This is a genomic window from Pseudomonas sp. BNK-7 (assembly GCF_048072025.1).
Lineage (GTDB): Bacteria > Pseudomonadota > Gammaproteobacteria > Pseudomonadales > Pseudomonadaceae > Aquipseudomonas > Aquipseudomonas danubii.
Genome location: NZ_CP182252.1, coordinates 4,640,430 through 4,665,479 on the forward strand (window position 1 = coordinate 4,640,430; position 25,050 = coordinate 4,665,479).

Annotated in this window: 23 protein-coding genes; 18 read left to right on the forward strand and 5 right to left on the reverse strand. The window is 62.5% G+C overall.

What is annotated here, in order from left to right:
• Nucleotides 1–74 precede the first annotated feature (74 nt).
• The 6 genes from ACMGF8_RS21055 to ACMGF8_RS21080 all read left to right on the forward strand — a co-directional run bounded on the left by ACMGF8_RS21055 (nt 75) and on the right by ACMGF8_RS21080 (nt 5,045).
• Nucleotides 75–527 (forward strand): hypothetical protein, encoded by a 453-nt coding sequence (locus ACMGF8_RS21055; RefSeq protein WP_250330558.1) that lies wholly within the window; start codon nt 75–77, stop codon nt 525–527.
• 1 nt (nt 528) lies between these two features.
• Complete coding sequence (locus ACMGF8_RS21060; RefSeq protein WP_102863508.1) at nt 529–1,107, forward strand: adhesin; 579 nt, start codon at nt 529–531, stop codon at nt 1,105–1,107.
• A gap of 63 nt (nt 1,108–1,170) precedes the next feature.
• Nucleotides 1,171–2,166, forward strand: a complete 996-nt coding sequence (locus tag ACMGF8_RS21065; protein ID WP_305949763.1) for a heme utilization protein — start codon at nt 1,171–1,173, stop codon at nt 2,164–2,166.
• A 64-nt stretch (nt 2,167–2,230) separates the two neighbouring features.
• On the forward strand, nt 2,231–2,911 hold the full coding sequence (locus ACMGF8_RS21070) for a C39 family peptidase (protein ID WP_102863506.1): 681 nt from the start codon (nt 2,231–2,233) through the stop codon (nt 2,909–2,911).
• Nucleotides 2,912–2,960: 49 nt separating this feature from the next.
• Nucleotides 2,961–3,695, forward strand: coding sequence for a hypothetical protein (locus ACMGF8_RS21075; RefSeq protein ID WP_102863505.1), 735 nt, complete (start codon nt 2,961–2,963; stop codon nt 3,693–3,695).
• 54 nt (nt 3,696–3,749) lie between these two features.
• A complete protein-coding gene (locus ACMGF8_RS21080; protein WP_102863504.1) occupies nt 3,750–5,045 on the forward strand; it encodes a hypothetical protein in 1,296 nt (431 codons plus the stop codon).
• A gap of 69 nt (nt 5,046–5,114) precedes the next feature.
• Here the strand turns inward: ACMGF8_RS21080 and ACMGF8_RS21085 are convergent, their stop codons facing one another.
• On the reverse strand, nt 5,115–6,440 hold the full coding sequence (locus ACMGF8_RS21085; protein ID WP_102863503.1) for a sigma-54 dependent transcriptional regulator: 1,326 nt from the start codon (nt 6,438–6,440) through the stop codon (nt 5,115–5,117).
• A gap of 353 nt (nt 6,441–6,793) precedes the next feature.
• Between ACMGF8_RS21085 and ACMGF8_RS21090 the strand changes: the two genes are divergently transcribed.
• A complete protein-coding gene (locus ACMGF8_RS21090; RefSeq protein WP_102863502.1) occupies nt 6,794–7,060 on the forward strand; it encodes a hypothetical protein in 267 nt (88 codons plus the stop codon).
• 183 nt (nt 7,061–7,243) lie between these two features.
• Here the strand turns inward: ACMGF8_RS21090 and ACMGF8_RS21095 are convergent, their stop codons facing one another.
• From ACMGF8_RS21095 to paaY, 4 genes are all read right to left on the reverse strand, one after another.
• Nucleotides 7,244–9,391, reverse strand: coding sequence for a phosphocholine-specific phospholipase C (locus ACMGF8_RS21095; protein ID WP_250330560.1), 2,148 nt, complete (start codon nt 9,389–9,391; stop codon nt 7,244–7,246).
• 241 nt (nt 9,392–9,632) lie between these two features.
• The gene (locus ACMGF8_RS21100) at nt 9,633–10,643 is read right to left on the reverse strand and encodes an adenylate cyclase (RefSeq protein ID WP_416757042.1); all 1,011 of its coding nucleotides are present in this window, start codon (nt 10,641–10,643) and stop codon (nt 9,633–9,635) included.
• A 185-nt stretch (nt 10,644–10,828) separates the two neighbouring features.
• Complete coding sequence (gene paaX / locus ACMGF8_RS21105; protein ID WP_102863499.1) at nt 10,829–11,752, reverse strand: phenylacetic acid degradation operon negative regulatory protein PaaX; 924 nt, start codon at nt 11,750–11,752, stop codon at nt 10,829–10,831.
• 64 nt (nt 11,753–11,816) lie between these two features.
• Complete coding sequence (gene paaY, locus ACMGF8_RS21110) at nt 11,817–12,410, reverse strand: phenylacetic acid degradation protein PaaY (RefSeq protein WP_115580099.1); 594 nt, start codon at nt 12,408–12,410, stop codon at nt 11,817–11,819.
• A gap of 448 nt (nt 12,411–12,858) precedes the next feature.
• On the opposite strand from paaY, the gene paaG reads away from it, so the two are divergent.
• The 11 genes from paaG (at nt 12,859) to nhaB (ending at nt 24,964) form a co-directional block, all read left to right on the forward strand.
• On the forward strand, nt 12,859–13,650 hold the full coding sequence (gene paaG / locus ACMGF8_RS21115) for a 2-(1,2-epoxy-1,2-dihydrophenyl)acetyl-CoA isomerase PaaG (RefSeq protein WP_102863586.1): 792 nt from the start codon (nt 12,859–12,861) through the stop codon (nt 13,648–13,650).
• A gap of 188 nt (nt 13,651–13,838) precedes the next feature.
• Nucleotides 13,839–15,158: a phenylacetate--CoA ligase PaaK gene (gene paaK / locus ACMGF8_RS21120; protein ID WP_416757043.1), complete on the forward strand. Its 1,320-nt coding sequence runs from the start codon at nt 13,839–13,841 to the stop codon at nt 15,156–15,158.
• Between the two features lie 177 nt (nt 15,159–15,335).
• On the forward strand, nt 15,336–16,325 hold the full coding sequence (gene paaA / locus ACMGF8_RS21125; RefSeq protein WP_416757044.1) for a 1,2-phenylacetyl-CoA epoxidase subunit PaaA: 990 nt from the start codon (nt 15,336–15,338) through the stop codon (nt 16,323–16,325).
• A gap of 29 nt (nt 16,326–16,354) precedes the next feature.
• Entirely contained in the window at nt 16,355–16,636 is a 282-nt protein-coding gene (gene paaB, locus ACMGF8_RS21130) for a 1,2-phenylacetyl-CoA epoxidase subunit PaaB (RefSeq protein ID WP_060843646.1), read from the forward strand.
• An 8-nt stretch (nt 16,637–16,644) separates the two neighbouring features.
• On the forward strand, nt 16,645–17,406 hold the full coding sequence (gene paaC / locus ACMGF8_RS21135) for a 1,2-phenylacetyl-CoA epoxidase subunit PaaC (protein WP_416757045.1): 762 nt from the start codon (nt 16,645–16,647) through the stop codon (nt 17,404–17,406).
• Nucleotides 17,393–17,923, forward strand: a complete 531-nt coding sequence (gene paaD, locus ACMGF8_RS21140) for a 1,2-phenylacetyl-CoA epoxidase subunit PaaD (protein WP_416757046.1) — start codon at nt 17,393–17,395, stop codon at nt 17,921–17,923. The genes paaC and paaD overlap by 14 nt, the downstream gene beginning before the upstream one ends.
• Before the next feature lie 28 nt (nt 17,924–17,951).
• On the forward strand, nt 17,952–19,028 hold the full coding sequence (gene paaE / locus ACMGF8_RS21145) for a 1,2-phenylacetyl-CoA epoxidase subunit PaaE (protein WP_416757047.1): 1,077 nt from the start codon (nt 17,952–17,954) through the stop codon (nt 19,026–19,028).
• 51 nt (nt 19,029–19,079) lie between these two features.
• Entirely contained in the window at nt 19,080–19,388 is a 309-nt protein-coding gene (locus tag ACMGF8_RS21150) for a DUF485 domain-containing protein (protein ID WP_102863492.1), read from the forward strand.
• Nucleotides 19,385–21,031 (forward strand): cation acetate symporter, encoded by a 1,647-nt coding sequence (locus ACMGF8_RS21155; protein WP_416757048.1) that lies wholly within the window; start codon nt 19,385–19,387, stop codon nt 21,029–21,031. The genes ACMGF8_RS21150 and ACMGF8_RS21155 overlap by 4 nt, the downstream gene beginning before the upstream one ends.
• A gap of 63 nt (nt 21,032–21,094) precedes the next feature.
• A complete protein-coding gene (gene paaZ / locus ACMGF8_RS21160) occupies nt 21,095–23,149 on the forward strand; it encodes a phenylacetic acid degradation bifunctional protein PaaZ (RefSeq protein ID WP_416757049.1) in 2,055 nt (684 codons plus the stop codon).
• A gap of 312 nt (nt 23,150–23,461) precedes the next feature.
• A complete protein-coding gene (gene nhaB, locus ACMGF8_RS21165; RefSeq protein ID WP_102863489.1) occupies nt 23,462–24,964 on the forward strand; it encodes a sodium/proton antiporter NhaB in 1,503 nt (500 codons plus the stop codon).
• Nucleotides 24,965–25,050: the final 86 nt, after the last annotated feature.

The following is a 25,050-nucleotide window of genomic DNA, read 5'->3' on the forward strand; positions in this document are numbered from 1 at the left end:
CAAAAGCGGCACGGCTTCTGCTCTCTCCCTCTCAACGCTGACTAGGGCCAGCACTGAGAAGAAGGAATACCGCCGTGGGGACTCTGAACAAAAGTTTCACCCGCCTACTGCTGATCGGTTGTGCCGTCAGCGCGGTGTCCAGTCTTCCGGTTCTGGCGGCGGGCAATGGCGAGATCATCATCCAGCGCACCTTACAGGCACAGCCCATTGGCCGTGCGCCTCTGCAGAAAGACCCCAATCCGGTTTCGGTCAATACCAACCCTTCGGCGTTGGTCAATCAGATGACCGGCAATGAAATGACCGATGGCGATTTCGCCGGCATCAGGACTGGCGCGCTGATCCGCGGCACCGTGCTGTCCGGCAACAGCGGTGTACCGGGGATGAATGTCCTGAGCAATAGCAATGGCCATGGCCTGCCAGGCATGGCAGTGGGTCATGGTGGCGGTGCCGGGGCCAGTATTTCCGGCTCGATCAATCGGAGCATCAACACCGGCATGGCTCCCTTGAAAAATATCGGGGGCCAATAAGATGAATCACTCAGTCCTGTTCCTTGCCTTGCTCGCCTGCTCCGGGGCCATGGCCGACTCCGCCAATCAAGCCGCCGCCACCTCCAGCATCCAGAACTCCGGCACCGGCTACACAGGCAACTTCAACGTCAACCAGGCCGCCGGCGACCAGCAACAACAGACCAACGTGCGGGCCATTGCCATCGGCACCAACGCCACGGCCACCACCAGCGTCAACCAACGCATCACCACGCCAGCCGACCGCTCGGTCAATACCAGTAGCACCATCGGCGGCAACTCTTTCAGCAACGGCAGCGGCGCACTGGGCGTGAACCAGTCGGCCGGGGCCAACAACCAGATGGCCAATGCCCTGCGGATCAGCATCAGCGCCAATCCGCAAAGCATTGACGACAGCGCCCTGTCCCAACAGAACGTGGCGCTGTTACCAAACTCGGGAGCAACTGGCGCTCAACAAGGCAGCCGCCAGGTCGTTACCAGCGACCAGGCCTTCACCGGCAGCCGTGGAGTGATTCAGGTGAACCAGAGTGCCGGGGTGGGGAACCGAATGGCTAACACCCTGAGCATACGGGTCGCAGATTGACCCCTCGTAGTGCAATTAGAAAGTACCAACACTTAACCAACTAATAAGCACCGGAGAAACACCATGAAACCTACAATGGCTCTCAAACCACTGGTTTTCGCACTGGCCGCAGTCATGGCAATGGCCGCCCAGGCAGGTGGAAATAACAACGGTCACAACGGCGGTCATGGCAATGGCCATGACGATCATGATAGAGGTCCAGACCTCGGCACTCTGCTGCAAATCACCGCCGGGGCCGGTGCTGCAGTGATCGACGTGCAGACCAGCACCTCCAACGTGGTGAAAAACCAGGGCACCAACAACAACGCCAAGATGGACAGCTCCCTCAACAACTCCAACGGCAACATGGGCGCCAACGTCGCCGCCGGTGACGGCAACCAACAAGACAACGCCGCTGCTCTGGCAACCGCTGACGAAAGCTTCATCTTCGGCAGCGCCGTGGCGGCTTCCAGCGCCACCCAGATCAATAGCAACAACCATGTGAAAAACTCTTCGACACAGAACAACGCTGTGTTGAACAACTCCGGCAACAACGGTTCCGGCAACATCGGCATCAACGTCACCGCCGGCAACTTCAACCAACAGAAAAACAACCTGGCCATCGCCGTGTCCGGCGGCCGCGTGGCAACCGCAGCAGCGGCGGCCAACCAGTCCTCGACCAATCTGGTCGTAGACAACAAAGGCGTCCAGGCCTACAAAAAAGACACCCTCTCGGGCGGCTTCGTGGCCTACGGCACCTATAAAGGCACCGGCAGCGGCAAGATCGAAGGCGACGATCATCACGGCGGCGGCTATGGCAACAACAACCGCGGTGGTGGCCACGACAACGACGATCAAAAATTCACCTTCAAGGAACAAGGCACCATCGAACTGGCTGGCTACTGGACCCAGCAAGTGCTGACCAAAGACGGCTGGAAAAACCCAGTGGTCAACAACGCCAGCATGACCAACTCGATGAACGGCTTCTCCGGCAACGGTGGCGCCAACGTCTCGGCCGGTGTGGGCAACCAACAAAGCAACTCGCTGTCCATCGCCGCTGGCTGCAAAGCCTGCATGTAATCGCGATCGTAACGAAAGCCCCGGAAACGGGGCTTTTCCACAGTCCGACTCAGGCGTAACGATCATGCGTACTGCGATCCTCTCCCTCCTGCTGTGTCTCTGTGTTCCCGTTGAGGCTGCGCAGATGGCCGTCGCCGGCCTGCCCGGTGGCAACCTGATCTTCAAACAGGTGCAGAGCGTGCGTGAACGCAAGTTCAGCGACATCGTCGAGCAGAAGACCGACTTCAGTTGCGGCGCCGCCGCGCTGGCGACCGTTCTGCGCCAGGCCTACTGGCTTGATGTCGATGAGGAGCACGTCATCAAGGGCATGCTGGTCAATTCGGATCAGAATCTGGTCCGCACCCAGGGCTTCTCCATGCTCGATATGAAGCGCTACGTGGAAAGCATCGGCATGCGCGCCCGAGGCTACCGGATTCCGCCCGACAAGCTCGAAGCGGTGACCATTCCGGTGGTGGTACTGATGGACATTCGCGGCTACAAGCACTTCGTGGTGATGCAGCGCGCCCAGAAAGGCTGGGTCTACATCGGTGATCCGGTGTTGGGTCACAAGCGTTACACCCATGAAGATTTCGTCAAAGGCTGGAATGGAATCGTGTTCGCCATCATCGGTCCCGGCTACGACAAGACCAACGCCTTGCTCGACCCGCCTGCCCCGCTGACCGCGAAAAACAAGCTCGATGGATTCTACCCGGTCAAAGACTCGGACCTGATGGACTTCGGTTTCATTCAGAGCGACTTCTTCTAGGAGCCCGAACAATCATAAAGGGGCAGGACGCTCCGGGAGCAGCAAGCAGATGAAGACTTCATACTGGCTGGCCGCCGCTTGCCTGGCAGCAGCTCTTCCAGCCCATGCTGGTTTCAAGCCCGAACTTATCCAGGATCAGGAATTATCGCAGTTACGGGGCCGTTACGTGATGCCGGGGCGGATTATCAGCTTCGGCATCGTCATGAGCAGTACCTGGCGCAACGCCAGCGGTGACCTGATCGGCGCGACCACCTCGCTGCAGATCCAGCAAGCCACCATCAAACCGGAGTTCTACGTCTCCACCATCACCCAGACCGGTGACGGCACCACGCCGCCCCCAGGCACCGGCAATGTGATCGGTGGTGCAGGCCTGGCCAGTGGCCAGGGCGTGACCCAGAGCGTGAGAGCCGCCGGGGATGGCAATTCTGCCTACAACAACATCAGCATCAATGTCACAGAGGCCAACCAGGCGCCCGCCTTGGCCGCTGGGGCCGGCCAGGCCTTGATGAGCGGCCAGACCATCACCGGCAGCAACGCCGCCGGTAGCGTGGCGGTATCGGCCCTCAATGGCGGTATCCAGATGGCGATACAGGCCAACGGCAATCAGGGCAGCGCCCTGCAGCAAGTGGCCCAGGGCAATCTGTTGCAGAACACCCAGTTGATGGGTAACAGCAACCTGGTCAACAACCTGACTCAACTCAATGTGGTGCTCAGAAACAACGGGCCGAGCAACGGTGTTTTGGACTGCAACCTGACAACGCTCGACGCTCTACGCAAATTCTGATCTTGAACTACGCTGATTCTCGACCATTGGGGTTCAAAAGGGACGGTTTATTTCATGTATCGATCGGTTTCACTGCGCGCAGTCATCTGTTTAAGCACTCTATTTCCAGCGGCGCTGGTTCAAGCCGCGCCGGATGCCGATGTAGAGACCCTGAAACGCGAACTTCTGGAGCTCAAGCAACGTTACGAAGTGCAGCAGAAGGCCCTGGCGGTACTGGAGCAGCGGGTCCGGCAGGTAGAAGATCAACCCGCGGCACCACCGCCCAAGCGCCTGGCCAAATCGCCAGCCGATCTCAGAGGCAATCAACAGGTTGCCGGCACTGGCGCCGCAGCGGCGTCCGGAGGAGCAGCCGGGGGCGCTTCCTACGGTCAGTCGCTCAAGGATGATTCGGCTCCGGCCCAAAGCGTCAGCAACCTGTACGACGAGGCCAGTGGCTTCTTCGGTGGCGGCAAGTTCAGCGTCGAGACCGGCTTGACCTACGCCCGCTACGACGCTCGGCAACTCACGGTCAACGGCTTCCTTGCGCTGGACTCGATCTTTCTCGGCAACATCAACCTGGACCGGATCAAATCCGATACCTGGACCCTGGACCTGACCGCTCGCTATAACCTCAACAACCGCTGGCAATTCGACATCAACGCCCCCGTGCTGTATCGCGAGTCCACCTTCCAGTCCGGTGGTGGCGGCGGTGCCGGCACCCAGACCACCGAAGAATCGGTGACCCGTGACCCGACATTGGGGGACGTGAACTTCGGCGTGGCTTACAAATTCCTCGACGAATCGGAGTTCTGGCCCGACGCCGTGGCCACCTTGCGAGTCAAGGCCCCCACCGGCAAGGAACCGTTCGGGATCAAGCTGGTGCAATCCGCGGGCAACAACAACCTGTACGTGCCTGAAAGCCTGCCGACCGGTAACGGTGTCTGGTCGATCACCCCCGGGATCTCCCTGGTCAAGACTTTCGATCCGGCGGTGCTGTTCGGCACCCTGGCCTACACCCACAACCTGGAAGAGTCGTTTGACGACATCAGTTCCACGGTTGGCAGCAAGACCCCTGGCAAAGTTCGCCTGGGCGACAGCTTCCAGATCGGCGCCGGTGTGGCTTTCGCCCTCAACGAGAAGATGAGCATGTCCTTCTCGGTGTCCGACCTGATACAGCGCAAGAGCAAACTCAAGCAGGATGGCGGCGATTGGCAATCGGTGGTTTCCAGCGACGCCAACGCCGGTTACTTCAACGTCGGCATGACCATTGCGGCTACCGACAACCTGACCATTGTGCCCAACCTGTCCATCGGCATGACCGAGGACGCCCCGGCCTTCACCTTCAGCCTGAAATTCCCTTACTACTTCTGATCCACCGGCAGAAACGCCAAGGCCCGCGGCGATTCCCCAATCGCAGCGGGCCCTGGCGTTTTTGCCGCCCTAGCGGATCTGGTGTTTGTGCAGCAAACGGTAAAAAGTCGGACGCGAGATGCCCAGTACCCGGGCGGCAACGCTGAGGTTGTCACTGTGCCGGTTGAGCACGTCGCACAGGGCCTGACGCTCGGCGCGGTGCTTGTAGTCCTCCAGGGTGCCCATGGGCAGTTCCTGGGCTTGCAGGCCTTGCAAGCCCAGATCACTGGCCTGAATCTGTCGGCCTTCGGCCAGTACCAGGCCCCGGCGCACCCGGTTGGCCAGTTCGCGGACATTGCCCGGCCAGTCGTGCTTGCCCATGGCCACCAGGGCGTCCTCACTGAAACTGCGTGGCCGGCGTCCAGTTTCCTGGCTGTAGAAGTGGGCAAAGTGGCTGGCCAGCATCCCCAAATCGCCATGACGCTCACGCAGTGGCGCGGTAATCACCTGCAGCACGTTCAACCGGTAATACAGGTCCTCACGGAAACGACCGCTGGTGATGGCCGCCTCAAGGTCCACGTGGGTCGCAGCCAGGACCCTGACATCCACCGGTATCGGCTGGCTGCCGCCTACACGCTCGATGTGCTTTTCCTGCAGGAAGCGCAGCAGATTGGCTTGCAGCTCCAGCGGCAGATCGCCGATCTCATCGAGGAACAAGGTGCCGCCATGGGCCGCCTCGATGCGCCCGACCTTGCGTTGGTGCGCCCCGGTAAAAGCGCCCTTTTCATGGCCGAAGAGTTCGGACTGGATCAGGTGTTCGGGAATCGCCCCGCAGTTGATCGCCACAAATGGCTTGTCGTGACGCTGGGACTGGCGATGCAGGGTACGCGCCACCAGCTCCTTGCCGGTGCCGCTCTCGCCGCGGATCAATACCGGCGACTCGGTGGGCGCCAGCTTGCTCAGCAGCTTGCGCAGGTCGCGGATGGGCCGGCTGCTCCCCAACAACTCGTGCTCGGGCTGGTCCACATGGACCGCGCCCTGGCCCCTGAGGCGGGCCATGCCGAAGGCCCGTCCCAGGGTCACCTGGACCCGGGAGACGTCGAACGGCAGGGTATGGAAGTCGAAAAACCATTCGCAGACAAAGTCACCGACCTTTTGCAGGCGCAGGACCTCCGGACTCAGCACCGCGATCCACTCGGTGCCGCTGTGGCTGATCAGGTCCTTGACCGCTTCCGGACGCTCCAGGTGAAAGGGTTGCAGGCGCAGCAAGCCGACATCGCAGGAGCGCTCGCGGGCAGACTCCAGGTCACAGCTGTCCACATCCCAGCCGATAGCACGCAGCCCGGGCAGAAGACGATGGCAGTCATCACAGGGGTCGACCACCAGCAAGCGGCGCTGCACGGGAGCTTCGAGCATGACTGGTCCTTGGCGCCAAAAGAGGGAAAAGTTATTAGAAACAGTGGTTTGGCAAACCTGGCTGTAACGTTAGCAAGAACTTGACGCTTGAATGTATCAATTGCTTATAGCGCTGCTTACCAAAGGAACTAAGGCGCTACCAGAACTTCGTCCCGAGCGACTGATTGTCGCAGTCATTTTTTAAGAACCCCGTAACTAATGGCGTTGTCACAGGGCCCACGTACGAGAGTTGTAAAAACTTGTTTTTCAGTGTGACCCGATCACTACCTCAGTGCATCAGTACAAGTGACCAGCCGAACGGTAAGCCCAACCGACGGCACATCATCTGATTGGGCACATAGAGAGAAGACCCCATGAACGCCCCGCTCCGTAGAAACGAAGCACTTTTGATCGCCGACCGCGCATTCAAGCCTTTTCAATGCGTGGCCTGGGCCCCACAGGACGGGAACGGCGAGCTCAGCCTGAGCGTCATCGACCGTACCAGTACCCGTATCGGTCACACCCAGATTCCCAGCAGTGCCTACTCCGATCCAGCCCAACTGGAAGACCTGCTCAAACAAGCCCGCGCTGAACTGAGCCAGGAAGGTTATATCTTGCAGTCCTGGGCCATGCCCAAGTAAGTGATGCTGTTAGCGGATCACCCGAACAGGTGATCCGCTATTTAGGCAAAACAACTAAGCACGCTATCTATTTTTCCCTCGCTGCAACTTTTATCTGTAGCGTAGTGGTTGTTTTCGCTAGTGCAGAAGCTGCACCTCCTCGCTATTTCCAACTAGTGTCCCTTGTGCTTCATCGATGCCCTCTCAGGGCCGCCCCATCAGCGGGTCACTGATACTGTGTGCCCCGGTTTCCAGTCGTCCGGCTACCCTGCGCAACCAGCCTGCGTCACTGCGCAGGGTCAAGTCATACCAGCCACCACTGGACTCACAGGCGAAAACCTGGCGCACCTCTGCTCCCCCAGGCACGACCAGGGTCCATGGCCCCTGTTGGGTATAAGGGCAGCGATCGATAGTGACCGATACCCCATGCGCACCCGGGTTGCTCAGGGTGAATTGCAGTTGGTTATTGCTGGACGTCACCAACAGCTCAGGCTGGAGCTGTTGCAGCTGGCCGCTGAAGCTGCGGTGGAAGCCATTGGGTCCCAATACCCACAGCTGGTAGCGCTCCACCACAGGCCAGCTGTCCTGCAGCGCCTTGCCGGCCTCCACCGTGTAGCGCCGCGGGATATCGCTCAGGTGCAGGCCGTCGTAGACATGCAACACCGCGCCCTGCTCGCCAGTGTTCTGCAGGCTCAGGGACAGGGTCTTGGCCTTGAGGTCCACCTGGCTGTCGACATGCAGACGATAAGGCAGTGCCCGTGAAGGTCGGGCCAGCCGCGGCTGGTGCGGTGGCAACTGCTGGCTGGCCAAGGGTAGCGGCACCTGGAGCAGCTTCTCCTGGCGCTGGCGCAAACCGTCGGCGGCCTGCCGGGTGGTGGTCTGCAGCGCCGGCAATGGCTCATGGTTGGGGTCGACGAAATTCAACGCCGACGTCAGGTCGCCACATACCGCCCGCCGCCATGCACTGATGTTGGGCTCGCGCACGCCAAAGCGTTTTTCGAGAAATTGCAGCACCGAGGTGTGATCGAACACCTGGGAATTGACCCAGCCTCCCCGGCTCCAGGGAGACAGCACCAGCATCGGTACCCGCGGCCCGGGGCCATACACACCGCCATCGGGCAGCGGTTGCTGGGTCGAACCGGGTGGCGCCGGATGCTTGAACAGTTCGCTGTCGAAACCCAGCGTGGACTTGCCGGCAAAGCTGCCATCCTGACGCTGGGAAGGTGCCGACGGCGACGGCATATGATCGAAGAAGCCATCGTTTTCATCGTAGGTCAGTAACAGCACGGTCTTGCTCCAGACCTCGGGATTGCCAGTCAACGCCAGGAGAATCTCCTGGGTGAACCAGCCGCCCTGGACCGGACTCGATGGGCCGGGATGCTCGGAATAGGCGGCCGGCGCCACAATCCAGCTGACCTGGGGCAACTTGCCGGCCTGCACGTCATTGCGAAATCCACCAATGATCGCCTCCAGATTGCTGCCGCTGCTGGCCGGCAAGGTATTGCCATTGCCCTTGTACAGCGCAGCGACGGCGTTCAAGGCATCGCTGTAAGGCACAAAGGCATTGAAGTCCTTGGGCGGTTGGGCCGGATTGCCCACCTGTACGCTGGCGGCGCGGTACTGACGGAAGCCGGCCAGGGGGTTGTCGCCGAAATTGTCCGGCAGGTGCTGGTAAACCTTCCAACTGACACCCTGCTCTTCCAGGCGTTCGGGATAGGTCTTCCAGCTGTAGCCGACGTTTACCGCACCCGGGCCATCCCATTCGTTGACCACCGCGGCGACCTTTGCCGCGCTCGGGCCGTTGCTGCCGGTCCAGAGAAACAACCGGTTGGGGTTGGTCCCGGCGTGTACCGAACAGTGATAGGCGTCGCACAGGGTGAAGGTGTTGGCCAGGGCGAACTGGAATGGCAGCTCCTGCTCACGGTAATAACCCATGGACGTCGCTGTCTTGTGGGTCGGCCAGGCACTCATGCGGCCGTTGTCCCAGGCCGAATGGGCATCCACCCATGAATGAGGCGTGCCACTGACGCGCTGGGCGTTGCCTTTGCTGCTGTCCAGGTGATAGGGCATCACCAGCCGGCCCTTACCCTGTTGCTCCCAGACCGTGCGCTGACCGGGCAGTGGAATGGTAAAGCGGTCGCTGAAGCCCCGTACCCCGGGAAAAGTACCGAAGTAATGATCGAAAGAGCGATTTTCCTGCATCAGGATCACTACGTGTTCGACATCCTTGATCGTCCCCGTACGGTTATTCGCCGGTATGGCCAGGGCTTGGCGAATAGCCAGGGGCAAGGATGAAAAAAATGAACCGATAGCGGCCGCTTGCAATAGCTTCCTGCGTGAAAGACTGGGCATGGGTCTTTGAATCCTTGTGGTTGCAGCGCGATATATGACGCTGCAAGCAAAAGTATTCATTTCAAATAACAAGGCAGTGACATTGCCATTGCAATTACATCAAGCCGGTATTGCCCAGACCTGAGACTTCGCAAATAGACCATTTTTTCAAAGTTGCAAAAGAATGTTTCATGAAGAAAACACCCGAGCCTGCAAACTTGTCATCAATGGCCAGGTCCAGAAACAATATCGACCCGTTGCCTTACTGAAGATTGTCCGCCACTTCATTGCGTTGAACCCGCAACGGATTGAACGCCAGCCGGATAAACTGCGGGTCCCGCGCGAGTTTGTAGTCCGGACCGACAAAGTACTCCTTGGCCCCCGGATCATTCTTGCCGAGATATAGAATCCAGGCGGTTGTAATACCGGCGAACTCGTTTTCCCGGACACTGCGCACCGGACTGAAATGGGTGGCGTTATGGGCCGTGGCACTCCATCCCGGCACCGCCTTGATCAACCCGCCCTGCCAGAGCCGCGGCCAGGCCCAGGCCGGCACCACCACATCCGCGGCCCCGGTAAGCACCAGGGTTGGGGTCTTGACGGTGGAGCCCAGGCCTATGGGCCCAGGTTCGATGGGCAGCGAGCCGATGTAGCGCAGCTGTGGATCGATGTCCTGCAAGGTGCCAGGCAGCAGGCTCGACGAGAGGATCGACGCCCCGCCGCCAGCGGAGTGCCCCGCCACTATGGTGCGAGACAGATCGACCTTGCCGAACAACGCTGAGGTTGGGTCCTGGTTGAGCTTGCTCAGCTCAAGGGCACCCAGGACATGCATGGTGGGCGCGGTATTGATGAAGTCGGAGGAGATGATCACGATAAAGCCGTAACTCGCCCACAGCCTCATCAAATCGGTGTATTGCCCCTGATTGGAAAGGATGCCGCCAACAAAGTTGACCACCGGCAACTTGTCCAGATTCCTTATATTGCTCGGGTAATAAACACTGGTGGAGACCGGACTGGCAAATCCATAGGGAAAGGACGAATTACATTGAACGCTGTTGTCCAGCAGCATGATCCTCGCCAATACACCCAACAGACCGCGACAGTCACTCAAGACCGCATTGGTAGTGACCTTGTACGGCCCTGGAGACTTGGCATATTGATCATTGGCCAGCCCCAGTGCCGGAACAAGTTGCGAGGCACCGGCCAGACTCCCAAAAGCAACTAAGACTCCAGCCAAACATAGTTGCACTGCCACCTTGCGTATCGATCTCATTGATAGTTCCTTTATCTGCCTGCTTTCCCTGCAAGACCGGATACTCCCTCTGGCCGTGCACTCACTACTGCCAATCACCTGAACTTCATCTCACTGCAACAAGCCTGAAACACTCAGCCTTAGTTGCCCAGCGGACTCTGGCGACCCTAGAACAAGACAAATTCCAAGGTCAATCCTTATTCAAGCTAGAGCAGCCCACCGAAGCGCCGATAGAAGCTTTCCCCCACATCCGGTAGCGGTCCATCAGCGCTCTCCAGAGCCGTGGCCAGCCACTCCTCAGCCTTGGCCTGGATCAAGCGATAGATGTTGCGACACAGCTGGCGCGCTGCACGACCCTCCCAATCGCCGGGAAGCAGTTCGTCCGGCAACTGCGGGTCGCGCAGCAACAGCTTGCGGTACTCATGAATCAGCAGCAGGCGAGCCAGGAAACAGTCGGATGGTTGCAACTGCTCCTGCTCGCGCAGGGCCTGCCAGAGGGGGCGAAACAGTTGGATGAATTCACTGTAATGGGCTGCCAGTTCGTCAATGTTCCAGCTCTCGCGCACCTGCTGGCGCAGGGCTCTGGAGCCGAGCACGTCCTCGGGTGCAGTGGCAAAGACAATGGTGTCGTCCTGGGCACCAAGCTCCAGCAAGGTGGCATTGATATCGGCGCGATCGCTGCGCGGGCACGCCAGCATCAGCGGCGACATCGCGGCAAACCCTTGCCACTCCAACTCTTCACGCACTTGCTTGCGCAACTCCGGTTGCAATTGTCCGAGCATTACCAGGCTCCAGGAACCATCCCAGGCCGGCACACCGGCGCTATAGACCCGCTTGAACGCCTTGTCGAATCGCCGGCGACCGGCCAGGGTCAGGCTGTAGTAACTGCGGCGCCCGACCTTTTCGGCAGTCAGCCAACCCTCCTTGCTCAGGCGAAAGATCGAAGTGCGGATCAGCCGCTCGTTGATCCCCATGGGCTCCAGCAGTTGAATCAGGCTGCCCAGCCAGACGGTGCCGCCATGGGGTTCGATGGCATCGCCGTACAGGGTGATGATCAGCGAACTGGCGCGGATCGGGGTCTGCTCCTGAAAGCGTTTGATCAGGTGGTTCAGTGGCGCTAGGGACGACATGGGCGTACCGGAAAAAAAGGAAGGAATATAGCCGGTTTCAGGCCGTCGCAGCGGCCCGGGGTGTTCATTGGCCGGCCTTGGGACGAAAGCCGCCGTCGGCGATTCGCGGCCGATCAACCTCGACCCGAGACAGCGGCTCACAGACTTGCATCTGCTCCAGGCAGCGACGGGTCAAGTGCTGGTACTCCCGAGTGCCGGCCAGCTTCCAGGCCACTTCCTCGTCGCTCAACTGACGCGTGACCCGCGCCGGCGCGCCCATCACCAGCGATTGCGGCGCGCATTCGAAACCGGCCTTGACCAGCGCCGCCGCCGAAACGAAGGAACGCGGTGCAATGAAGGCGTTGTCCATCACCACCGCATTCATGCCCACCAGCGCGTCGGCGCCAATTCGGCAACCGTGCAACACTGCGCCATGGCCGACATGGCCATTGCGCTCCACCACCGTGTCGCTATCGGGGAAACCATGCATCACGCAGGTGTCCTGCAGATTGGCCCCCTCTTCGAGGACAATCCGGCCAAAATCCCCCCGCAGGCTGGCCAGGGGGCCGACATAGCAACGGGGGCCGACTATCACATCGCCGATCAGCACCGCCGAAGGGTGCACATAGGCACTGGGATCGACCACCGGAATCAAGCCATCAAGGCTGTAGCACGTCATGCTGCTTCCCTCTCTGATCAGCAGAAACTGCTGTTGTTGGAGCGGCTGGGGGGCGCTGCACTTGCCCGCGAATACAACGCCGAGAATGCACGACGCCACCCAATCCAGGATACCGATACAACGCGGACGGCATTTTGTATCAGGTTATTCTCGGTACACAACCGTTCTCCAAGACACAGGCCTGGCTCGCCACAGGCGCCACAACCCGCAAAGCATAAAGGATACGGCCTCAATTGCCGGCCCAAGTCAGCATTCCGTCGACCTGCCGCCCCGAATAGAACACAGCTGAAGCCGAAAGATAGGACACATTAACAATCCATTAATCTTGATTTTATGTATCACATTGGCGATATACTCGGCGAAAACCGGCTCCCGGGCCGACCCGACAATCGAGCCGGCAACCGGCCGCATCACTCCGAGGACATCCACCATGCCTCAACACCCGACCATGAACTTTGCCACCATCCTGTTCTCCATCAGCGAGGGCGTCGCCCTCCTCAGCCTCAACCGTCCCGAACAGCTCAACAGTTTCAACCCACAGATGCATGGCGAGGTGCAGGCGGCCCTCAAGCACGTGCGCAACAACCCCGAGGTGCGGGTCCTGCTCCTGACCGGCGAAGGCCGCGGCTTCTGCGCGGGGCAGGACCTTGGCGAGCGCGACGTCGCCCCCGGCGATGCAGCGCCTGACCTGGGGGAATCCATCGAACAGTTCTACAACCCGCTGGTGCGTGAGCTGCGCGACCTGCCATTGCCGGTGATCTGCGCGGTCAATGGCGTGGCCGCCGGCGCTGGCGCCAACCTGCCCCTGGCCTGCGACCTGGTGCTGGCGGCGCGCTCCGCGAGCTTTATCCAGGCCTTCTGCAAACTCGGGCTGATTCCCGATTCCGGCGGCACCTGGCTGCTGCCACGGCTGGTGGGCATGGCCCGGGCCAAGGCCCTGGCCCTGCTCGGCAACCGTCTGAGCGCCGAACAGGCCGAGCAATGGGGACTGATCTACCAGTGCGTGGACGACGCCTTGCTGCGCGATGAAGCCCTGAGCCTGGCCCGACACCTGGCGACTCAACCCACCTATGGCCTGGCGCTGATCAAGCGCAGCCTGAATGCCAGCCTGCACAACAGCTTCGACCAGCAACTGGAGCTGGAGCGCGACCTGCAACGCCTGGCGGGACGCAGCGAAGACTATCGAGAAGGTGTCAGTGCCTTCATGGACAAGCGCCCTCCTGTGTTCAAGGGGCGCTGACATGGCCCCGCTGCGTCGTACCGCAGAAACTGCCGCAGTGGGTGCCGGGGCATGGGCACCACCCTGATCCTCCAGAGGCGCCAGCCCGCGCCTGCAGAACTCCCCGCAAGCCCTTCGTGCCTCTTGCGGGTCATGCACTCAGAACCCGCAGTGACGGGTTGAACGACAACAACAATACGAGTGACACCATGAAAATGCCGATAGCCAGAACCGTGCCCGAAGCGCCGCTGGACCCGATGGAAACCGCCAGCATCGACCACTTGCGCCAGCATCAGCTGGAGCGCCTGCGCTGGAGCCTGAACCACGCCTACGCCAACGTCCCCCTGTATCGCCAGCGCTTCGACGCCCTGGGCGTGCACCCCCAGGACATCCAGCGCCTGGAGGACCTTGCCCAACTGCCCTTCACCACCAAGTCCGACCTGCGGGACAACTACCCCTACGGCATGTTCGCGGTGCCCATGCAGGAGGTGGTGCGCCTGCATGCCTCCAGCGGCACCACCGGCAAGCCCACGGTAGTGGGCTATACCCGCAACGACATCGACACCTGGGCCCAGGTGGTGGCCCGGTCGATCCGCGCGGCCGGCGGCCGGCCCGGCGACAAGGTGCATGTCTCCTATGGCTACGGCCTGTTCACCGGCGGCCTGGGGGCGCACTACGGTGCCGAACGCCTGGGGTGCACCGTGATTCCCATGTCCGGCGGCCAGACCGAGAAGCAGGTGCAACTGATCAAGGATTTCCAGCCGGACATCATCATGGTCACGCCGTCCTACATGCTCAATATCGCCGACGAGATCGAACGCCAGGGCCTCGATCCCCACAAACTGGCCCTGCGCCTGGGAATCTTCGGCGCCGAACCCTGGACCGACGAACTGCGCAGCGCCATCGAGCAGCGCCTGGGCATCCGCGCCCTGGATATCTACGGGCTGTCGGAGATCATCGGTCCGGGAGTGGCCATGGAATGCGCCGAGACCCGCGACGGCCCGACCCTCTGGGAGGATCATTTCTACCCCGAAATCATCGACCCGCTGACCGCTCAGGTGCTGCCCGATGGCGAAATGGGCGAGCTGGTGCTCACCTCCCTGAGCAAGGAGGCACTGCCGATGATCCGTTACCGCACCCGCGATCTGACCCGCCTGCTGCCGGGAACGGCGCGGCCCATGCGGCGCATCGACAAGATCACCGGGCGCAGCGACGACATGCTGATCATTCGCGGGGTCAATGTGTTTCCCACCCAGGTGGAGGAGCAAGTGCTCAAAGCCGTGCACCTGGCCCCCTGTTACGAGATCCATCTGTATCGCCACGGCAACCTCGACAGCGTCGATATTCACGTCGAGCTCAAGAGCGAGCATCAGCAACTGGGGGATGAACAGCAAAGGGCCATCTGCAGCGAGCTCAGTCGCCACATAAAGACTCATATCGGCATCAGCTCGCGTATCGTTTTACAGCCCCCCTTCAGCATCAAGCGTTCGGAAGGCAAGGCCTGCCGCGTGGTCGATCGCCGCAAATAGCGTTGCCGCAAGCATTGGAGCCCCGTCATGACGGGGCTTTTTTTCGCCTGCCATTCAAGTTGTGAGGCAAAGCGATACAGAAACAAACATGACACGTTATTTTGTGTTTGATATTTATTTATGTATCACATATAAACATTCACAGCCTCACCCACACCTGCAACCCGGGAGACACTCATGTACGCACAGCTGGTAGAGACGGGGATCAAGCGCATCAAGCCGCTGGCAGAAATGTCCGAGCAGGAGCGCACCTTCCAGGAAAAAATCGACGGGGAAATCAAGATCGAGGCCAAGAACTGGATGCCCGATGCCTACCGCCAGACGCTGATCCGGCAGATCTCCCAGCACGCCCACTCGGAAATCGTCGGCATGTTGCCCGAAGGCAACTGGGTCACCCGCGCCCCGACCTTCAAGCGCAAGCTGCAACTGATGGCCAAGATCCAGGACGAAGCCGGTCACGGCCTGTACCTGTACAGCGCCATGGAAACCCTGGGCGCCGACCGCGACGAGGAAATCGCCAAGCTCCACAGCGGCCGGGCCAAGTATTCGAGCATCTTCAACTACCCGACCCTGAACTGGGCCGACATGGGCGCGGTGGGCTGGCTGGTGGACGGTGCCGCCATCGTCAACCAGGTGGTGCTGCAGCGCACCTCCTACGGCCCCTACGCCCGGGCCATGGTGCGCATCTGCAAGGAAGAGAGCTTCCACCAGCGCCAGGGCTACGAAATCCTCCTGACCATGATGCGCGAGGGCAACCAGGCGCAGAGGGAGATGGTCCAGGACGCCATCAACCGCCTGTGGTGGCCGGCACTGATGATGTTCGGCCCCAGCGACGAACACTCCCCCAACAGCGCCCAGTCCATGGCCTGGAAAATCAAGCGCCAGAGCAACGACGAACTGCGCCAGCGCTTCATCGACCAGACCATCCCGCAACTGGAATTGCTGGGCTGCACCTGCCCCGACCCGGAGCTGAAGTGGAACGCCGAACGCGGCCACTACGACTTCGGCGAAATCCAGTGGCAGGAATTCTACGAGGTGCTCAAGGGCAATGGCCCATGCAACCAGGAGCGCCTGGAAACCCGCCGCCGGGCCATCGACGACGGCGCCTGGGTGCGGGCCGCCGCCGTGGCCCACGCCCAGAAGAAAGCCAACAAGAACGCCGCCTGAGCGCGCCTGCCTGATACGGAGTCAATCCCATGTCTGAATGGACCCTTTACGAAGTCTTCGTGCGCAGCAAGCACGGCCTCAATCACAAACATGTGGGCAGCGTGCACGCCGCCGACGCCGCCATGGCCATGACCAACGCCCGGGACCTGTACACCCGGCGCAGCGAAGGCGTGAGTCTGTGGGTGGTGCCCTCGGCGCAGATCGTTGCCTCCTCCCCGGATGACAAGGACCCGCTGTTCGATCCGGCCGACGACAAGGTCTACCGTCACGCCAGCTTCTACCAGCTGCCCCCTGAAGTCGGACACATGTGAGGCCGGCCATGAACCCTGCAAACCATCTGATCAACCACCTGCTGCGCCTGGGCGACAGCGCCCTGATCCAGGGCCAGCGCCTGTGCGAATGGTGCGGCCGGGCGCCGGCCCTGGAAGAAGAACTGGCGCTGATGAACGTCGGCCTCGATCTGGTGGGCCAGGCCCGCAACTGGCTGGACTATGCCGCCGAACGGCTGGCCGATGGCCGCGACGCCGATCACCTGGCCTTCCGTCGTGACGAGCGGGCCTACCGCAACCTGTTGCTGGTGGAGCAGCCCAATGGCGATTTCGCGGTGACCCTGCTCAAGCAGTTCTTCTACGACGCCTGGCACCTGGAAACCCTCAAGGGCCTGAGCCAGTCGGCGGACGAGCGGATGGCCGGCATCGCCGCCAAGGCCCTCAAGGAAGTCACCTATCACCTGCGGCGTTCCAGCGAATGGGTCGAGCGCCTGGGCGACGGCACCGAAGAAAGCCACCAGCGCATGCTGCAGGCGATCCCCCGGCTGTGGCGCTTCACCGGCGAGCTGGTCGAGCACCACGCCACGGAAATCGAGCTGCACCGGGCCGGCCTGTGGGCCGATCCGGTCCAGGTGGCCGAGGCCTGGCGCGCCACCGTCGAAACCCACTTCGCCCGGGCCACCCTGCCCGTGCCCGAGGCGCCGAGCCATTTCTACCTGGATGCACGCCGGGGCCTGCACACCGAGCACCTGGGCCCACTGCTGGCCGAGATGCAATTCCTGCCGAGGGCCTACCCCGATGCGGTCTGGTGAACTGATCGGCAGCGACCAGGGCGCGCGGAGCCTGCAACGGGGCGACCTGGACTTGGCCTGGAGCACCCTGGATCAGGTCATGGACCCGGAAGTGCCGGTGGTCAGCGTGCTCGACCTGGGCATCGTCCGCGACCTGGACTGGCAGGCCGGCCATCTGCAGGTGGCGCTGACCCCCACCTACTCCGGCTGCCCGGCCACCGAGGTGATCGAGAACGACATTCGCCAGGCCCTGGAACAGGCCGGCTTCAAGGCTCCGCGCCTGGTGCGCCAACTGACTCCGGCCTGGACCACCGACTGGATCACCGAGCGCGGTCGCCAGCGCCTGCGGGCCTACGGCATCGCGCCACCCTCGGGCAGCAGCAAGCGCAGCCTGCTGGGGGACGCGCCCCAGGTGCACTGCCCGCAATGCGGCAGTGCCCACAGCGAGCGCCTCAGCGAGTTCGGCTCCACCGCCTGCAAGGCCCTGTACCGCTGCCGCGACTGCCTGGAACCCTTCGACTATTTCAAGTGCATCTGAGCCGCCCGCGCCTCAGAGGAGAATCACCATGAGCCAGTTCCACCGCTTGACCATCAAGGATGTACGCAGCGAAACCCGCGACGCGGTGTCCATCGCCTTCGAGATTCCCCGGCACCTGCAAGGGCAGTTCCACTTCACCCAGGGCCAGCATCTGGTACTGCGCACCGAACTGGAGGGCGAGGAAGTCCGGCGCTCCTACTCCATCTGCAGCGGGGTGAATGACGACGAGCTGCGCATCGCGGTGAAACGCGTCAGCGGCGGGCGCTTTTCGGCCTTCGCCAACGAACGGCTCAAGCCCGGGCAGTCGCTGGAGGTCATGCCTCCGGCGGGCCGCTTCCATGTCGAGCTTGATCCGGCGCGTCACGGCCACTACCTGGCGGTGGCCGCGGGCAGCGGCATCACGCCGATCCTGTCGATCATCAAGAGCACCCTGGAAGGCGAGCCGCTGAGTCGCATCACCCTGCTCTACGGCAACCGCTCCAGCGCCTCGGCGCTGTTTCGCGAACAGCTGGAGGACTTGAAGAACCGCTATCTGCAGCGCCTGAACCTGGTGTTCGTGTTCAGTCGCGAACAGCAGGACATCGACCTCTACAACGGCCGCATCAACCAGGACAAATGCCGGCAATTGTTTTCCCGCTGGCTCGATGTCAGGCAACTGGACGCGGCCTTCATCTGCGGCCCCCAGGCCATGACCGAAACCGTGCGCGACAGCCTCAAGGCCGCCGGCATGAAGGCCGAGCGCATCCACTTCGAGCTGTTCCATGCCGCCGGCGACGGGCAGAAGCGCCAGGCCCGGGAAGCCGCCCGCGCCCGGGACCCGCAGGTCAGCCGGATCACCGTGATCAGCGACGGTCGGGCCCTGGCCTTTGACCTGCCGCGCAACAGCCAGAGCCTGCTGGATGCCGGCAACGCCCAGGGCGCCGAACTGCCCTATTCGTGCAAGGCCGGGGTCTGCTCCACCTGCAAGTGCAAGGTCATCGAAGGCGAGGTGGAAATGGACAGCAACCACGCCCTGGAAGACTACGAAGTGGCGGCCGGTTATGTGTTGTCCTGCCAGTCCTATCCCCTCAGCGACAAGGTGGTCCTGGACTTCGACCAGCCCTGAACCCAGCGTCGGTATGCGTGCCCCAGAACAACAACAAGAGAGAACCCGCCCATGAGCCCGCAAGAAATAGACCGCATCACCCGCCACCCGGACTTTATCCAGCTGGTCCGGCGCAAGCAGCGACTCTACTGGTCCCTGACCCTGGTCATGCTCCTGGCCTACTACGGCTTCGTTTTGCTGGTGGCCTTCAATCCCGGCCTGCTGGGCCGCTCGCTGTCCGGCGGGGCCACCAGCGTCGGCATGCCGGTGGGCGTGGCGATGATTCTCCTGGCCTTTGCCCTCACCGGTCTTTATGTGTATCGCAGCAACCGGCTGCTGGACCCGCTGAACGACAAACTCAAGCGCGAGTACCGGTCATGAAGCGCGGTGCAGGAGTCATCCTGCTGCCCTGCCTGCTGGCCTGGGACCTGGCCCTGGCCGCCGACGACAGCGCCCGCCCGCTGAACTGGAACGCCATCGGCATGTTCCTGGTGTTCGTCCTGCTGACCCTGGGCATCACCCGCTGGGCCGCCCTGCGCACCCGCTCGGCCAAGGACTTCTACACCGCCGGCGGCGGCATGAGCGGCCTGCAGAACGGCCTGGCGATTGCCGGTGACATGATCTCCGCCGCGTCCTTCCTGGGCATCTCGGCCATGATGTTCCTCAACGGCTACGACGGCCTGCTGTACGCCCTCGGGGTGCTGGCCGGCTGGCCGATCATCCTGTTCCTGATCGCCGAACGCCTGCGCAACCTGGGCACCTACACCTTCGCCGACGTGGTTTCCTATCGCCTGGCCCAGACGCCGGTGCGCCTGACCTCGGCGTTCGGCACCCTGACCGTGGCCCTGATGTACCTGGTGGCGCAGATGGTCGGCGCCGGCAAGCTGATCGAACTGCTGTTCGGCCTCAGCTACCTCCACGCGGTGATGCTGGTGGGCCTGCTGATGGTCTGCTACGTGACCTTCGGCGGCATGTTGGCCACCACCTGGGTGCAGATCATCAAGGCGGTGATGCTGCTCTCGGGCACCAGTTTCATGGCCTTCATGGTGCTCAAGCACTTCGGTTTCAGCAGCGAGGCGCTGTTCGCCCGCGCCAGCGAGGTGCACGCCAAGGGCAGCGCGATCATGGCTCCCGGCGGGCTGCTGTCGAACCCCATCGACGCCATTTCCCTGGGCCTGGGAATGATGTTCGGCACCGCCGGGCTGCCCCATATCCTCATGCGCTTCTTCACCGTCAGCGACGCCCGGGAAGCGCGCAAGAGCGTGCTCTATGCCACAGGCTTCATCGGCTACTTCTATCTGTTGCTGATCGTGGTCGGCTTCGGCGCGATCGTCATGGTCGGCACCGAGCCCGAGTATCGCGACGCCAGCGGCGCGATCATCGGCGGCGCCAACATGATCGCGGTGCACCTGGCCCAGGCGGTGGGCGGCAACCTGTTCCTGGGTTTCATCTCGGCCGTGGCCTTCGCCACCATCCTTGCGGTGGTGGCCGGGCTGGCGCTGTCGGGCGCCTCGGCGGTGTCCCATGACCTGTATGCCTGCGTGATGCGCCAAGGCCAGACCAGCACCCAGCAGGAAATGCGCGTCTCGAAGATCGCCACCCTGTGCATCGGTGTCCTGGCGGTGCTGCTGGGGCTGCTGTTCGAGTCGCAGAACATCGCCTTTCTCTCGGGGCTGGTGCTGGCGATTGCCGCGTCGGTGAATTTCCCGGTGCTGTTTCTTTCCATGTTCTGGAAAGGCCTGACCACCCGGGGCGCGGTGGGCGGCAGCCTGGCCGGGCTGATCTCGGCAATCGTCCTGCTGATCCTCAGCCCGGCGGTCTGGGTCAATGTGCTGCACCACCCCCAGGCGCTGTTTCCCTACGCCAACCCGGCGCTGTTCTCCATGAGCCTGGCGTTCTTTGCCGCTTGGGCCTTGTCCGTCAGCGACCGCTCGCCCCGGGCCGAGCTGGAGCGCGGCCGCTACCTGGCGCAGTTCATCCGGTCCATGACCGGCATCGGCGCTGGCGGCGCCAGCCATCACTGAGTTGTCTCCCGGCGCCCGGTACGGTGCGCCGACCCCCACTTGACCCTTCGGAGCCTTTCTCCCATGCCACAGTCTCCTACCCTGCAAAGCTTTATCGGCGGCCGCTGGATCGGCCAGCACCCGGCCCAGGCCTTGCGCAGCGCCATCGATGGCCATGAAGTGGCGCGCACCCATGAAGAGCCCCTGGACTTCGCCGAAGCGCTGCAACATGGGCGCGTGAACGGTGCCCGGGCCCTGCTCGCCCTGGATTTCCAGGAGCGCGCCCGGCGCCTCAAGGCCCTGGCGCTGTACCTTGGCGAGCGCAAGGAACAGCTGTACGCCCTGTCCCACCACAGCGGCGCGACCCGGGCCGACAGCTGGATCGACATCGAGGGCGGCAACAGCACCCTGTTCAGCTATGCCGGGCTCGGCGCCCGCGAGCTGCCTTCGGGCAACCTGCTGCACGAAGGCCCGGCACAGACCCTGAGCAAGCTTGGCAGTTTTGCCGGCACCCATATCCTGGTGCCCCGTGGCGGCGTGGCGGTGCACATCAACGCCTTCAACTTTCCCATCTGGGGCATGCTGGAAAAGTTCGCCCCCTGCTTCCTCGCCGGCATGCCCTGCATCGTCAAACCGGCCAGTGCCACCAGCTACCTGACCGAGGCGGCAGTGCGCCTGATGCACGAGTCCGGCCTGTTGCCCGAAGGCAGCCTGCAACTGGTGATCGGCGGCACCGGCGATCTGCTCGATCGCCTGCAAGGCCAGGACCTGGTGACCTTCACCGGCTCGGCGGTCACCGCCGCCACGCTGCGGGCCAACCCCAACCTGATCCGCCACTCGGTGCCCTTCAACGCCGAGGCCGATTCGCTGAACTGCGCGATCCTGGCCCCGGACGTGACCCCGGACGACCCGGAATTCGAGCTGTTCATCAAGGAAGTGGTGCGGGAAATGACGGTCAAGGCCGGACAGAAATGCACCGCCATCCGCCGCGCCATCGTTCCGGCCAAACAGCTGGATGCCGTGGCCACGGGCTTGCGCCAGCGCCTGTCGAAGGTGGTGGTCGGCGATCCGTCGCTGGAAGGCGTGCGCATGGGCGCCCTGGCCTCCCACGCGCAACAGCGGGACGTGGCCGAGCGCCTGGAAAGCCTGCTGCACAGCAGCGACCTGTTGTTCGGCGCACGGGACGGCTTCGAGCCCCGGGGCGACAACGTCAGCCAGGGCGCGTTCTTTGCCCCGACCCTGCTGCTGTCCCGTGATCCCCTGGCCCAGGGTGGTGCTCACGATATCGAGGCCTTTGGCCCGGTCAGTACCTTGATGGCCTACGACGATCTGGACCAGGCCCTGGACCTGGCCGCGCGCGGCAAGGGCAGCCTGGTGGCCAGCCTGGTGACCAAGGACCCAGGCATCGCCGCCCAGGTCATTCCCCGGGCCGCGGCCTGGCACGGCCGCCTGCTGGTGCTGGACCGCGAGTGCGCCGGCGAATCCACCGGCCACGGCTCGCCATTGCCGCAACTCAAGCACGGTGGCCCCGGTCGCGCCGGTGGCGGTGAAGAGCTGGGCGGCCTGCGGGCGGTCAAGCACTACCTGCAGCGAGCCGCTGTGCAGGGCTCGCCGAGCATGCTGGCGGCAGTGACCGGTGAATACGTGCGCGGCGCCAAGGTCATCGAAACCGAGGTCCACCCGTTCCGCCGGCACTTCCAGGACCTGCAGATCGGCGAGTCCCTGCTGACCCACCGCCGCACCGTGACCGAGACCGATCTGGTGAACTTCGGCTGCCTGTCCGGGGACCACTTCTATATGCACTTCGACGAGATTGCCGCCAAGGACTCCCAATTCGGCAAGCGTATTGCCCACGGCTACTTCGTGCTCTCGGCGGCGGCCGGGCTGTTCGTGTCCCCGGCACCGGGCCCGGTGCTGGCCAACTATGGCCTGGACAGCCTGCGCTTCATCAGCCCGGTGGGCATTGGCGACACCCTGCAAGCGCGGCTGACCTGCAAGCGCAAGATCGACCAGGGTAAACAGAGCACTCAGGGCACGCCGCAGGGGGTGGTGGCCTGGGACGTGGAAGTGACCAATCAACTGGGTGAGCTGGTGGCCAGCTACGACATCCTGACCCTGGTTGCCAAACGCACCTCCTGAGCGTAGGAGCCGGCTTGCCGACGAATGGCCCTCACGATGGCATTGCCCCTGAAGCCGCCTTCGCCAGCCAGTTGGCTCCTACAAGAATTGGCCGCAACGCTACCCACTGTAGGAGCCGGCTTGCCGACGAATGGCCCTCACGACGCTGTTGCACTTGAGAACGCCTTCGCCAGCCAGCTGGCTCCTGCAAGAGTGTGCCGACGCTTGTGCGGATGCTTGGCTCGGGCAGATTGTGGCAAAAGATTTCATGGGTTCTTGATTCTCAATCCGGCTTGCGGCAAGTTGCGCGCTTCTCACTATTAGGAGCAGCCCATGTCCGGCTCAATGGCCCAGGCGTTCGCGCACAATTTTCTCGGCCACTCACCCCGCTGGTACAAGGCAAGCATTGTCGCGTTCCTGCTGCTCAATCCGCTGCTGTTCTTCGCGGTCAGCCCGGCCGCAGCGGGCTGGTGCCTGGTGATCGAGTTCATCTTCACCCTGGCCATGGCCCTCAAGTGCTACCCCTTGATGCCCGGTGGTCTGCTGTTGGTGCAAGCGCTATTGCTGGGCATGGCCACGCCCCAGGCGCTGTACGACGAACTGGTGCACAATTTCCCGGTGATCCTGCTGCTGATGTTCATGGTGGCCGGCATCTACTTCATGAAAGAACTGCTGCTGTTCCTGTTCTCCCGGCTGCTGCTGGGGGTGCGCTCCAAGGCGCTTTTGGGGCTGCTGTTCTGCTTTCTGTCGGCCTTCCTCTCGGCCTTTCTCGACGCCCTGACCGTGACCGCGGTGATCATCAGCGCCGCGGTGGGCTTCTACTCGGTGTACCACCGGGTGGCCTCCGGCAATGACCCGCGCCAGGACAGCGGCTATGGCGACGATCAGCATCTGCCAACCCTGCACCACGACGACCTGGAGCAGTTCCGCGCCTTTCTGCGCAGCCTGTTGATGCACGGCGCCGTGGGCACGGCGCTGGGAGGCGTATGCACCCTGGTGGGCGAACCACAGAACCTGTTGATCGGCCATGAGATGGGCTGGCACTTCGCCGAGTTCTTCCTCAAGGTGGCGCCGGTTTCACTGCCGGTGCTGGCCGCCGGACTGGTGACCTGCGTACTCCTGGAAAAACTGCGCTGGTTCGGCTACGGCACGCTGCTGCCGGATAACGTGCGCAAGGTGCTGGCCAACTACGCGGCCGAAGACGACGCCCAGCGCACCGCGCGGCAGCGGGCGGCGTTGCTGGTCCAGGGGCTGGCGGCGCTGATCCTGATTGTCGGCCTGGCCCTGCACGTCGCGGAAGTCGGGCTGATCGGCCTGCTGGTGATTGTGCTGATCACCGCCTTCACCGGGATTACCGACGAGCACCGCCTGGGCAACGCCTTCAAGGACGCCATGCCCTTCACCGCCCTGCTGGTGGTGTTTTTTGCCGTGGTGGCGGTGATTCACCAGCAACAGCTGTTCGTGCCACTGATCCAGTGGGTGCTGGCGCTACCGGCGGACCAGCAGCCAGGCATGCTGTTCATTGCCAATGGCCTGCTGTCGGCCATCAGCGACAACGTGTTCGTCGCCACCATCTACATCACCGAGGTGAAACAGGCCTTTGTCTCCGGGCAGATGAGTCGCGAACACTTCGAGACCCTGGCGATCGCCATCAACACCGGCACCAACCTGCCCAGCGTCGCCACGCCCAATGGCCAGGCCGCCTTCCTGTTTCTGCTGACCTCGGCGATTGCGCCGCTGGTGCGCCTGTCCTACGGACGGATGGTGTGGATGGCCCTGCCCTACACCGTGGTGATGGGCCTGCTGGGCTGGTATGCGGTGAGTTACTGGTTGTAGCGCTGGAGGATGTTTGAAGGATTGAGGCGCTGATCCGGGTGCAACGGGGTGCCGTCCATATCGCTAAGCAGGAACGCGATGGACCG

Excerpts from the sequence above, each read along its gene's own strand:
- ACMGF8_RS21060 (WP_102863508.1), top strand. The coding sequence starts at position 529 with ATGAATCACTCAGTCCTGTTCCTTGCCTTGCTCGCCTGCTCCGGGGCC.
- ACMGF8_RS21065 (WP_305949763.1), top strand. The coding sequence starts at position 1,171 with ATGAAACCTACAATGGCTCTCAAACCACTGGTTTTCGCACTGGCCGCA.
- ACMGF8_RS21070 (WP_102863506.1), top strand. The coding sequence starts at position 2,231 with ATGCGTACTGCGATCCTCTCCCTCCTGCTGTGTCTCTGTGTTCCCGTT.
- ACMGF8_RS21075 (WP_102863505.1), top strand. The coding sequence starts at position 2,961 with ATGAAGACTTCATACTGGCTGGCCGCCGCTTGCCTGGCAGCAGCTCTT.
- ACMGF8_RS21080 (WP_102863504.1), top strand. The coding sequence starts at position 3,750 with ATGTATCGATCGGTTTCACTGCGCGCAGTCATCTGTTTAAGCACTCTA.
- ACMGF8_RS21085 (WP_102863503.1), bottom strand. The coding sequence starts at position 6,440 with ATGCTCGAAGCTCCCGTGCAGCGCCGCTTGCTGGTGGTCGACCCCTGT.
- ACMGF8_RS21090 (WP_102863502.1), top strand. The coding sequence starts at position 6,794 with ATGAACGCCCCGCTCCGTAGAAACGAAGCACTTTTGATCGCCGACCGC.
- ACMGF8_RS21095 (WP_250330560.1), bottom strand. The coding sequence starts at position 9,391 with ATGCCCAGTCTTTCACGCAGGAAGCTATTGCAAGCGGCCGCTATCGGT.
- ACMGF8_RS21100 (WP_416757042.1), bottom strand. The coding sequence starts at position 10,643 with ATGAGATCGATACGCAAGGTGGCAGTGCAACTATGTTTGGCTGGAGTC.
- paaX (WP_102863499.1), bottom strand. The coding sequence starts at position 11,752 with ATGTCGTCCCTAGCGCCACTGAACCACCTGATCAAACGCTTTCAGGAG.
- paaY (WP_115580099.1), bottom strand. The coding sequence starts at position 12,410 with ATGACGTGCTACAGCCTTGATGGCTTGATTCCGGTGGTCGATCCCAGT.
- paaG (WP_102863586.1), top strand. The coding sequence starts at position 12,859 with ATGAACTTTGCCACCATCCTGTTCTCCATCAGCGAGGGCGTCGCCCTC.
- paaK (WP_416757043.1), top strand. The coding sequence starts at position 13,839 with ATGAAAATGCCGATAGCCAGAACCGTGCCCGAAGCGCCGCTGGACCCG.
- paaA (WP_416757044.1), top strand. The coding sequence starts at position 15,336 with ATGTACGCACAGCTGGTAGAGACGGGGATCAAGCGCATCAAGCCGCTG.
- paaB (WP_060843646.1), top strand. The coding sequence starts at position 16,355 with ATGTCTGAATGGACCCTTTACGAAGTCTTCGTGCGCAGCAAGCACGGC.
- paaC (WP_416757045.1), top strand. The coding sequence starts at position 16,645 with ATGAACCCTGCAAACCATCTGATCAACCACCTGCTGCGCCTGGGCGAC.
- paaD (WP_416757046.1), top strand. The coding sequence starts at position 17,393 with ATGCGGTCTGGTGAACTGATCGGCAGCGACCAGGGCGCGCGGAGCCTG.
- paaE (WP_416757047.1), top strand. The coding sequence starts at position 17,952 with ATGAGCCAGTTCCACCGCTTGACCATCAAGGATGTACGCAGCGAAACC.
- ACMGF8_RS21150 (WP_102863492.1), top strand. The coding sequence starts at position 19,080 with ATGAGCCCGCAAGAAATAGACCGCATCACCCGCCACCCGGACTTTATC.
- ACMGF8_RS21155 (WP_416757048.1), top strand. The coding sequence starts at position 19,385 with ATGAAGCGCGGTGCAGGAGTCATCCTGCTGCCCTGCCTGCTGGCCTGG.
- paaZ (WP_416757049.1), top strand. The coding sequence starts at position 21,095 with ATGCCACAGTCTCCTACCCTGCAAAGCTTTATCGGCGGCCGCTGGATC.
- nhaB (WP_102863489.1), top strand. The coding sequence starts at position 23,462 with ATGTCCGGCTCAATGGCCCAGGCGTTCGCGCACAATTTTCTCGGCCAC.